Below are 11,171 nucleotides of genomic sequence, written 5' to 3' on the forward strand. Positions count from 1 at the left end.
GGCGGTGTCGGCGGGACGATCGGCGTCGGCGGTGTCGGCGGGACGATCGGCGTCGGCGGTGTCGGCGGGACGATCGGCGTCGGCGGTGTCGGCGGGACGATCGGTGCAATATCGACTGTAAAAGTTCCCAAATTGCCAGCTACATCAAAATTACCAACAGTGTCGCTGACCTGTTGAGGTTGTAGCTGTACTGTGTAAGTGCCATTATCTGCCGTATCCCACGTGCCATCGGGGGGCACGAACGAGTAGGTGGTCGTGCGGGGAGTGCCGTTACCTACGGGTGTGAAACTTACCAGAGTGGCCTGTTGGGTTTTGCCATCCGGGCCTGCGACCAAGATATTCTTACTATCTAAGGTACTGACATTAATGGCTGTATTGTCGGTATAAGTGACAGTGAAGTTGTAAGCATTTCCACCTGCTGCGTTGATGTTACTTAAGCTGGTAGCGGCAGTCGGGGCCGTGAAGTCGGCACTCCAGATATCGCTAGCATTTGTGTTGAGAGCGTTGCCGGCTCGATCGACAATACCAGAACCAGCAGCAGTCAGAGAGAGTTGGTAATTGCCGTCGCCACCGGTCAATCCCGTCAAGTTGTCTAAAGTCCAATTAGTATTGTCGCTAGTGTTTAGGGTAGCACCTGTGAGAGGAACAACTACTCCATTGTTAGTGAGAGTGAGAGCGGCTGTGTTAAAGTTAGTTACAGGTTCGCTGAAAGTAATAGGAATTTTGCTAACACTGGTGTTGCGCGGATCTGGAGTAACTGGGTCAAAGCTGACTGTGGGGGGAGTTTTATCAATAGTATAATTTTGCCCCATAAAGTTGCCGTTGCCTTGACCTACGTCACCTAAGGGTATAAGTAGGGAATTGTTAATCGAGTCATTATCGACGAGATTTAATCCGACGGTGCCAGATCCTTGACCAGTGTTAACACTGACATTGTAGGATGCACCGCTACCTGTAACTGCTGCGATACTTGCACCCGTTACTCCGGTCGAGTTCAGGGTTAAGTCTGCGATATCTACTCCGGTAACACTTTGATTAAAAGTGACGGTGTAGTTGACAGTATCTGCTTGAGCGGGGTTGGCATCAGCAAGCTGAATGCCATCAACTATGGGAATGTTGCTTATAAAACTCATGATTTTTTTTCCAGATTTTATAGCTTACTTTAGCACGACGGTTAAACCTGTTGTGAAACGGGTGGCACGACCTTAAATTTGAGATGCCAAAAGTTTACAAAACAGGTTGAGTCGTCCGCTGCCGCTGTTTAGTTAAATTCTCAGTCATATTAGGTTAAATCATCAGTCATATTGGGCGGTAAAAAAGTTAAATATGGTTGTTTTTGGCGGAAAATGAGGAACTATGAGCATGATGATTGAGCGGGAATTAAATATGTTTACAGAAATTGGCGATCGCACTCCTGCAAACTCACCAATTGCGATCGCACTCCGAGACAATTTATCAGCACCTGAACACAATTTATCGGTATCTGGGACAATTCTGAGAATATAGTGATATCCCTCTAGTTCAATCAGCTAAAAATGAGCATCACACCAAATTTAAGATGGTTTTCCTCAGTGGCGAGTGTTTGTAGCGCGATCGCGCTCGGCACTTTCAGCAGCGCGACATCCCCTGTAAAAGCAGCAGAAACGGTTGTTGTCCGCAAAGGTATTTTAGAGTCGTCAATATCCGTTGCAGATTTGCGCGAACTTGCAAAAACAGGAAAAGTCCCCGCCAGACTACAAGCATACGCTAATCTGCTGTCTGAGGCACAGCGCAGTCAAATTTTGGGAGCGCTCAAAGCCAAAATTCCCCTCAATGTAGTCGGCTTGAGCAACTTGCTAAATACGCGCATCGGGACTGCGATCCTGACGGATTTGACTACAGTCATACCCCGCTCCGACGGTGCGGGTGTGGAAGCACTGCGAGCGGCCTTGGTGCTGGGAGCGAACGCGCCGGAAGGCTTATCTGTATTGAGTTTTATTGAATCTTACCCGAATTCGCCGCTTGTGGTGGATCTCGATCGAGCTTTCGCAGTTTTAAGCAATTTGAACTCGGGTTTTTGGCAAACTCAGAGGTTTATGGCGGCGATCGCACCTCAGTTAGCGGCGGTTAAACCCGCGTTTAACCCGCCTTTCGATCCAACCCAGTCAGGGCCGAATTCCGTGCGGGTACTAAAGCTAGATTTGAACGATAGCGCCCGCAATCGACCTATTCCGGTTGATGTCTACTGGTCGAGAGCCGCGACTGCTGACAAACCGACGATCGTCTTTTCTCACGGTTTGGGCTCGGTACGCACGGATTTGCGCTACTTAGCCGAGCATTTGGCGTCTTACGGCTATGTGGTAGCTGCTGTAGAACATCCGGGAAGCAACGAGACGAATACCAATGCTGCGATCGCGGGTAAGTCTCGGTTGCTAGCTGCTCAGGAGTTTTTAGACCGTCCTAAAGATATCAGTTTTGTGCTGGATGAACTGGCCAAGTTGAACCAAACTGATGATAACTTGCAGGGGAAAATTGCGATCGAGCGATCGATGATAATTGGCTATTCCTTCGGTGGCGCCACAGCCTTGTCCGTAGCCGGCGCCGAACTGCAATTGACCGGGATCAAACAGCGCTGTCAGGGCGACTTAATCGGGTTTAGCTTGGGCGAAGGCATTCAGTGCGCGGCGGCCCGATTGCCCCAAGAACGGTATCAATTGCGGGATGCTAGGATTAAAAGGGCGATCGCCATGAATCCCACAACATCATTACTATTTGGAGAAACAGGTTTAAGTGCCATTCAAATTCCCACATTAATAGTAGCATCTTCAGCCGACAAAACCACACCCGCCTTAGTCGAACAAATTGCCTGCTTCCAAAAGATTACCGCTCCCAAATGGCTAGTCGGCTTTGTAGGAGGAACCCACTTAAGCGTCAAAGATCCGAGTACAACCTTAGACCAAGTTAGCAGACCGATCACAGTAATGACTGGCGACGAAGTTGTCGGCGAGCAAGCCGTTAGCATACGCAATTATATTAAAGCTATCAGTCTGGCCAGTGCCGCTCAACTAACGGCAGAAGCAGACAAATATGCAATCTTTCTCACCCCAGAATACGCACAATTTGCTTCTACAAATGCAATTCCGGTGCGCCTGGTAACAGGAATTTCCCCGGAAACTAATGCAATCGTGCAAACTTTTATTCAGCAGAGTCATGAGTCATGAGTCATTAGTCATTAGTTATTAGTTATTAGTCATTAGTCATTCTGCTTGGAGGAGGAAGAAAGCTCGAAATCTTGTCCCCCCCTTATTAAGGGGGGTTAGGGGGGATCGGAATAGGTGCATCCTCACCAAAAATAATGGTGTTTGTAGTGAGGAATGCAAGTCCTCTTCCAAATCTGAGGACTTGCATTCCTCACTACCAACCTATTTTATAGTTGTAGTTCGATCGGACACCATATTGCGACTTAGCAGCCTTTCCTGTTGTATCGGCGCCCGCTTCGCCCAGCGCTTTATTTTTCTTGAGCCGTTGCTGATATTTTTTGTCGCTGCGAGGGCAAAATATAGAAAAGGACTTTTATAAACTCAAAGCCCAAACTGCCATGTCTAAAAAAAATCTTATCCCGCTAGTGGTTCTGTTTATAGCCCTGTTTACCCTTTACGGTGACAGTTTAACTTTTCTCCCCAAACCTGTAAGAGATACCAGCTTAGCAAGTAGAAAGTTCTTCGTCGGGTTGTGGCCTTCATGGGTGAAGCCGAAAGATGTAAATAAGCAAAGGGATAAGGAGATTGAGGACTTGCAAAAAAACCCTAGTCGATAGTTTTGACCTGTGACCTGTGACCTGTGACCTGTGACAGTTGACTCCGAAAGCAGTGGACAGAAGGAATAAGGAAGAAGGAAGAACTTATTGAATGATTTTTGTCTGTTGCATGAGTGTTGGTTTTATGTCTGGGATTTGGTTGTTAGGTGCGTCGCTGTGACATTCTATTTCTTAATTTAGGGATTTTTCCTGCCGACACACCCTAGGACTACTGGGAGTATCTCAGTTTAGCATTTCATAGTGCTGTAGAGAGCTCGCGATCAGTGCAAGACTCGCGAGCTCTCTACAGCACTATAATAAAAATGCTTTTTTCAAAAAAGAGATGCTCCCCGAGTTTTGACAATTACTATTAGATTGGCGATTTTAGATATTAGATAAAACGAAAAATCTAAAATCTAAAATCTCAAATCCAAAATCGATTAAGCCTGCTTTTTCAACCAGCTAAACATAGCGCGCAAATCTTTACCAACTTCTTCAATCGGATGCTCTGCTTCCTGACGGCGCATGGAGGTAAAGCCCGGTTTGCCGGCTTGGTTTTCCAGAACAAATTCGCGAGCAAATTGGCCGGATTGAATTTCGCTAAGAATTTTACGCATTTCGGCGCGGGTGTCATCGGTGACGATGCGGGGGCCGCGAGTTAAATCGCCGTATTCTGCGGTATTGGAGATGCTGTCGCGCATTTTGGCGAGGCCTCCTTCTACTACTAAGTCAACGATAAGTTTAACTTCGTGCAAACATTCAAAATAAGCTAATTCCGGTTGGTATCCAGCGTTAACTAAGGTTTCAAATCCAGCTTTAATTAAGGCGCTCAAACCGCCGCACAAAACTACTTGTTCGCCAAACAAATCGGTTTCTGTTTCTTCGCGGAAAGTGGTTTCGAGGATGCCGGCTCTGGTGCCGCCGATACCTTTAGCATAGGCCATTGCCCGATCGCGCGCTTGGCCGGAAGCATCTTGATATACTGCAAACAAACTCGGAACACCTTCGCCTTGTTCGTAAGTCCGGCGCACCAAATGTCCGGGGCCTTTGGGCGCTACCATTACTACGTCTACGTCGGCTGGGGGGACAACTTGGCCGAAGTGAATGTTAAAACCGTGAGCAAATGCTAAAACATTTCCTGCTGAAAGGTTCGGTTCGATTTGTTCTTTGTAAATAGTTTTTTGAACTTCATCGGGTAACAAAATCATGATGAAGTCAGCGGCTGCGGCTGCTTTGTCTACCGGGTGAACAGTTAAACCTGCGTCGGTGGCTTTGGCGGCAGATTTGCTACCGGGATACAAACCGACAATGACATTCATGCCGCTGTCTTTGAGGTTGAGGGCGTGGGCGTGTCCTTGGGAACCGTAGCCAATGATAGCAACTGTTTTGTTGGCTAAGAGGTCTAGGTTGGCGTCGGTGTCGTAATACATACGGGCCATAGTGCTTGTCTCCTTGAGATGCAAATGGGGTGAGTGAGTGCAAAACTCTCATTTTATCAAAGTGGGGTGCTTTTTTTTGCAGAATTTTACCGATTAAGATTTGGATGGGGGAAAACAAAGGGCGATCGCCCTTCAGTTAGACCATGTTAGATTTTAGATTTTAGATTTTAGATTGGAGATGATTTACTGGATAAGGGTTTGGAGCACGGGGCGACAGTTCCATTATTTGGGGAAAATGGTATTAGCAGGTTTTGCTGGAAGTCAAATATAATTGTCAGTAGCGTGCTGTGCTGTTGGAAAAACGCAACTAACTTGTTTAAGATGAAAATAAAAGCAATACATCATGTCGCGATTATTTGCTCGGATTACGGAAAGTCCAAGAAATTTTATGTAGAAGTCTTGGGATGTTCCATTATCAAAGAAACTTTCCGCAGCGAGAGGAATTCTTACAAACTAGATTTGCAAGTCGGAAACGGCGACGCGATGATTGAGCTGTTCTCATTTCCGCATCCTCCCAAAAGAGTGAACAATCCTGAAGCTTGCGGTTTGAGACATTTGGCTTTTGCAGTCGAGGATATAGAAGCATCCGTTGCTTACTTAAAATCGCAACAAGTAGAAGTCGAAGAAATTCGCTTTGACGAGATTACAGAAAAACGGTTTACCTTTTTTAGAGACCCAGATAACTTACCGTTAGAAATCTATGAAATTTAAAGATGATCCGATTTGTTCAAGCCTGGATATAGTCAATTCGGTGCGCCATCCACACGCGATAAACTGAATGAATCATTAGACAAAATTGCATAAATTTTTGATAAAGCCAGTTAACCGCAGATATAATGCAGATAAACACAGATAAACGCAGATGCATTTCAAAATAGTTTTCTAATTTTGCAATAGTTCTATTCATTGCCATCTCAAATCTCAAATCCAAAATTATATAATGGACAGACTCATCAGAAACACAATCACCATCGGATTGCCTGCTTTAATCCTATTTATTGCCATAAAAGCTACTGGTAAAACAGGTGATGCGGCCGCTTGGTCGGGTTTGCTCAAGGTAAGCGCTTCCTTGAGTATGCCGATCAGTTTAGGTGTGTTGGTATTTATAGGATTTGTTGCCAATTATTTTAGTTATTTTATAGTAGATAGCTTGCTGGTGAGATTTTATCAGAAGCGGCGAGAGTTGGAACAGCCGGAACAACTGGTAATAGAAATTGATAAATTGCCGATTACCAACGACCTCAAAATTAAGCTCAAATGGACGGTGCTGCATGGCAGCAATCACAAAATTATTAGTTTGAGGCACGCAATTTTAAAATGGTTTATTGCCGCAGCGATTGTCAATGCAATCTTGTCAATTGCAGGTTTTCTGGGAGAATCAAACCTGATTTTTGAGTTAAATTCTCATTTTAAACTACAATATCTAATCGTTGGTTTCTCTACTTTTATATTCTTCGCTCTGGTGCGCTCAAAAAAAAGATGGTGGCTGGTAAGCACATTTTGCATCATCATTAATTTGGCAGAAATTGTTCCTTGGTATTTTCCAGCGCCCGCCTTTGCCGGAGCAACTCCCGGACAACACCTGCGGATTTTGCATTCAAATGTTTTAACAGGTAATCGGCGATATGCTGATGTAATATCTCTGGTTAAAGCTGAACAACCAGATATCGCAGTTTTTGTAGAAGTCAGCACAACTTGGGCTCGCGAGTTAGCGGTTTTAAGCGAAATTTTTCCTTACTCTTGCCGGCAACAAGAATCTGAGGCATTTGGTAGCACCATCTACAGCAAGCTGCCTTTAGAAAATGCTGCTGTTCAAGCTTTTTCCCAGCAAAGAAGGAGCCTGTCTGCGGATGTGAAATTTCAAGACAAAACTATTTCTCTGCTGCTGGTTCATCCGTCTGTCCCTATCAAACAGCACAGTTTTATCGATCGCAACCAACAACTAGCAGCCATCGGCGAGTATGCCGCCCAAGTCAAAAATCCGCTGGTGGTGGTTGGGGACTTCAATACCACAATGTGGTCGCCGTTCTACAAAAATATGGTAAATACCGGAAAACTTCGCAATGCGCGATCGGGCTTTGGGCTGTTACCGACTTGGCCGACTTTTATGCCGCTGCTGTACATTCCGATCGATCATTTCCTAGTCAGCAAAGAAATTGGTGTGTTGAAGGTTCATACTGGTAGCAATGTCGGTTCCGATCATTTGCCGTTAATTACGGATTTGGTGATTTAAGGGCAGGATGCGATCGGCAGAATGCTTGATCTCAATTTTACGCAGCGCCGAAGATTGCAGCCCGATGCAAAAAAAGTTGGGGGAAATGTCCGAATACCTCACCGCTCGACCCCGCTTGCTGGCCCTCAACTTTTAATTATTTCGCACAGCCTAGTATCTCAAACACAACAATATCAGTACCTCTTTGGAAAGATGCAATTGCACTGCCACTTCCCTAGGATTGTAGGAGTTGAAAGCTTATACTCCACAGATTTTCTGGTAGAGAGTTAAACAGGAGTTTGGAGGTTATGGACAGTTCGTTAACCCGGCCCTTGGCTGTCGTGACTGGTGCCTCTAACGGCATCGGCTACGAACTCGCCAAACAGTTCGCCCGACACAACTTCGACCTGCTAGTCACGGCGACCGGCCCGAGCATCAACGAAGCCGCTCAAGCCTTTGAGAAGCTGGGCGCGCAGGTGGAGACGGTGCAGGCAGACCTTGCTACCTACGAAGGCGTAGAGACCCTCTACGACAAGATTAAGGCGACTGGTCGATCGGTAGATGCGATCGCCATTAACGCAGGTGTCGGTGTCGGCGGCGACTTTGCACGCGAAACTGACTTGAAAGACGAACTGAATCTGATCGAGCTCAATGTCGTATCCTCCGTGCATCTGGCTAAACGGGTAGTGAAGGATATGGTCGATCGCGGTCAGGGACGGATTCTGTTCACTTCGTCGATTGCAGCCCTGATGCCGGGGACGTTTGAGGCAGTCTACGCAGCATCAAAGGCGTTTATCCAATCCTTCTCGCAGGCGCTGCGCAACGAGTTGAAAGACACGGGCGTCACTGTCACCGCCCTGATGCCGGGGCCCACCGATACCAACTTCTTCCACCGCGCCGAAATGGACGATACCAATGTCGGTGCGGACGAGAAAGACGATCCGGCCCAAGTTGCTAAGCAGGGTTTTGAGGCTTTGATGGCAGGTCAAGATCAGATTATTGCAGGTTCGCTCAAAACTAAGATTATGGGCGCAGCCAGCAAAATTTTGCCCGATACTCTCAAGGCCCAAGTGCACCGCCAACTGACTGAACCGGGTTCGGCTAAGAAATAGATATTTCTCATAATTCTTGTGGTGCAGGCATTCGGCTTGCTCCCATAAATACGCTTGGGTTGACGATTTTTTGTCATACAGGGTTTGGTCTCCCAGACTCTTTTATCCCCAGCGTATTGATTTATATCTTGTGGGTGCGATCGACTGCAATAGCAGTTTTTGTAGGAGTGCGATCGGCTTTGGGAAATTTTGCGGACTAAAGTCCTCACTACAAACCTGTTTTGCGGACTAAAGTCCTCACTACAAACCTGTTTTGCGGACTGAAGTCCTCACTACAAACCTGAAATTTTGCGGACTGAAGTCCTCACTACAAACCTGTTTTGCGGACTGAAGTTCTCACTACAAACCTGTTTTGTGGTGGGTAATCGAGCAGAGATGAGCGGACTGATTTGTAAAGACAACAACACAATCTTACTACCCAAAAAATTATGACTGACCGTACTCCCGTTAACGAACAAAGCAAACAAAACGATCTCGATCGCGCTCGTCAAGAAGCAGGCGAAAATCTGACCACAAATCAAGGTGTGGGTGTCACAAATACCAATGATTCCGTACACGCTGGTTCGCGCGGCCCGACTTTGCTCGAAGACTTTCACCTGCGCGAAAAAATGGCGCACTTCGATCGCGAACGCATTCCCGAACGTGTGGTTCACGCGCGCGGCTCTGGCGCGCACGGCTATTTTCAACCTTACGAATCGCTGGCAGAATTAACTAAAGCCAAATTCCTGCAAGATCCAGCGGTGAAAACTCCCGTATTTGTCCGATTTTCCACTGTGACAGGGTTTCGCGGTTCTGCGGATACAGTCCGCGACGTGCGCGGCTTTTCCGTCAAGTTCTACACTGAAGAAGGTAACTATGACTTGGTAGGAAATAATATTCCCGTCTTCTTTATTCAAGACGGAATTAAGTTTCCCGATCTGGTTCATGCGATCAAGCCGGAACCTCATAATGAAATGCCCCAAGCTGCGGCCGCCCATGACAATTTCTGGGATTTTATTTCATTGATGCCAGAATCGATGCACATGATTATGTGGGTATTGAGCGATCGCGCTGTACCGAGAAGCTTCCGCATGATGGAAGGCTTTGGGGTGCATACCTTCCGTTTTGTCAACGCCGAAGGCAAATCTCGCTTTGTCAAGTTCCACTGGAAGCCGATTTTGGGCGTGCATTCCCTGGTGTGGGATGAAGCACAAAAACTCGCCGGCAAAGATCCAGATTTTAGCCGTCGCGATTTGTGGGATGCGATCGAAAAGGGCGATTATCCCGAGTTTGAATTGGGCGTGCAGATTGTTGAGGAAGCAGACGAATTTAAGTTTGATTTTGACTTGCTAGATCCCACTAAGCTGATTCCTGAAGAAGAAGTTCCTGTGCGGGCGATCGGCAAAATGGTACTCAATCGCAACCCCGACAACTTCTTCGCAGAAACCGAGCAAGTTGCTTTCCAACCGAGCAACGTAGTTTCTGGTATTGACTTTACCAACGATCCAGTCTTGCAAAGTCGATTGTTTTCCTATCCCGACACCCAAATGCACCGTTTGGGAAGTCCCAACTTTACGGAATTGCCGATTAACCGTCCCGTCTGTCCCGTCCACAACAATCAGCGCGACGGCGTAATGCAATCGAACATCTACACCTCGAAAGTCAACTATGCTCCTAATTCGCTGGGCGGCGGTTGTCCCATGATGTCGCCGGAAACAATGGGAGGATTCGTGCATTATGCAGAACGAGTGGAAGGGCACAAAATTCGCGAGCGCAGCAACAGTTTTCAAGACCATTTCAGTCAAGCAACGCTGTTTCTCAACAGTATGTCTGAAGTAGAAAGAGAGCATATTGTCAAAGCAGCTCATTTTGAATTAGGCAAAGTTCAAAGTAAGGAAGTCAAAGAGCGAGTTTTGGGATTGTTCAACCACATCGACCACGAATTTGCCAAGCAAGTTGCAGCCGGATTGGGACTACCTGAACCGGAAAAAGAAGTGATTCCCAATCACGGCAAAAGTTCGCCGGCTCTGAGCATCGACAAGATGCCCAAAACATCCATTAAATCCCGTCAAGTTGCAATTTTAGCAGCCGATGGCGTCAACGGCGACGAGGTGATGGCGGTGAAGGAAGCGCTAGCCGCATCTGGCGCCCACGCGAAAATTGTCTCGAAGCACGGCGGCAAAGTTAAAACAGCCAACGGTCAAGAAATTGATGCTGAAATGACGTTTCTGACTGGTGCTTCGGTGATGTTTGATGCGATTTACGTTCCCGGCGGCAAGCAAAGCATTAATACCTTGAAACAAGAAGGTTCGGCGATTAATTTCGTCACTGAAGCCTTTAAGCACTGCAAGGCGATCGCTGCTTCGGGTGAAGGTATCCATCTGTTGTCAAGTGCAGATTTAAAGGGAGTTAATCTCTCGGTAAATGGCAAGGTGGCAGCCGATCGAGGTGTGGTGATTTGTCCTAGCGGTGGCGATTTAGGGCAGTTTTCTCAGGCTTTCATCGATGCGATTATGCAGCACCGTCACTGGATGCGTACTGAGAAGGAAATGGTTCCTGCGTAAGCAATCACGTCCGAATAGAAAAACCAGAAATCATCAGATAGGTTGGTAGTGAGGACTTTAGTCCTATTCTTGGAGGCGGACTAAAGTCCT

7 protein-coding genes and 1 pseudogene are annotated in these 11,171 nt (G+C 46.8%); 6 read left to right on the forward strand and 2 right to left on the reverse strand.

Annotated elements, in window-relative coordinates:
- A pseudogene (locus QUB64_RS21835) lies at window positions 1-1,133 on the reverse strand (hypothetical protein); the annotation flags it as partial.
- A gap of 223 nt (window positions 1,134-1,356) precedes the next feature.
- On the opposite strand from QUB64_RS21835, the gene QUB64_RS21840 reads away from it, so the two are divergent.
- Window positions 1,357-1,506 (forward strand): hypothetical protein, encoded by a 150-nt coding sequence (locus QUB64_RS21840; RefSeq protein WP_333275432.1) that lies wholly within the window; start codon window positions 1,357-1,359, stop codon window positions 1,504-1,506.
- A gap of 29 nt (window positions 1,507-1,535) precedes the next feature.
- The gene (locus tag QUB64_RS21845; protein WP_333275434.1) at window positions 1,536-3,200 is read left to right on the forward strand and encodes an alpha/beta hydrolase; all 1,665 of its coding nucleotides are present in this window, start codon (window positions 1,536-1,538) and stop codon (window positions 3,198-3,200) included.
- 1,015 nt (window positions 3,201-4,215) lie between these two features.
- Here QUB64_RS21845 and ilvC read toward each other — a convergent pair.
- Complete coding sequence (gene ilvC, locus QUB64_RS21850) at window positions 4,216-5,214, reverse strand: ketol-acid reductoisomerase (protein ID WP_333275436.1); 999 nt, start codon at window positions 5,212-5,214, stop codon at window positions 4,216-4,218.
- A gap of 321 nt (window positions 5,215-5,535) precedes the next feature.
- Between ilvC and gloA2 the strand changes: the two genes are divergently transcribed.
- From gloA2 to QUB64_RS21870, 4 genes are all read left to right on the forward strand, one after another.
- Window positions 5,536-5,925 (forward strand): SMU1112c/YaeR family gloxylase I-like metalloprotein, encoded by a 390-nt coding sequence (gloA2, locus tag QUB64_RS21855; protein ID WP_333275438.1) that lies wholly within the window; start codon window positions 5,536-5,538, stop codon window positions 5,923-5,925.
- 229 nt (window positions 5,926-6,154) lie between these two features.
- On the forward strand, window positions 6,155-7,447 hold the full coding sequence (locus QUB64_RS21860; RefSeq protein WP_333275440.1) for an endonuclease/exonuclease/phosphatase family protein: 1,293 nt from the start codon (window positions 6,155-6,157) through the stop codon (window positions 7,445-7,447).
- A 320-nt stretch (window positions 7,448-7,767) separates the two neighbouring features.
- The gene (locus QUB64_RS21865; RefSeq protein WP_333275442.1) at window positions 7,768-8,538 is read left to right on the forward strand and encodes an SDR family NAD(P)-dependent oxidoreductase; all 771 of its coding nucleotides are present in this window, start codon (window positions 7,768-7,770) and stop codon (window positions 8,536-8,538) included.
- Between the two features lie 428 nt (window positions 8,539-8,966).
- Window positions 8,967-11,081 carry a catalase gene (locus QUB64_RS21870; RefSeq protein WP_333275444.1) on the forward strand — a complete coding sequence of 705 codons (2,115 nt, stop codon included), beginning with the start codon at window positions 8,967-8,969 and terminating at the stop codon, window positions 11,079-11,081.
- Window positions 11,082-11,171: the final 90 nt, after the last annotated feature.

Origin of the sequence: Microcoleus sp. Aus8_D2 (genome assembly GCF_036702665.1) — a bacterium.
Classification (GTDB): Bacteria; Cyanobacteriota; Cyanobacteriia; order Cyanobacteriales; family Microcoleaceae; genus Microcoleus.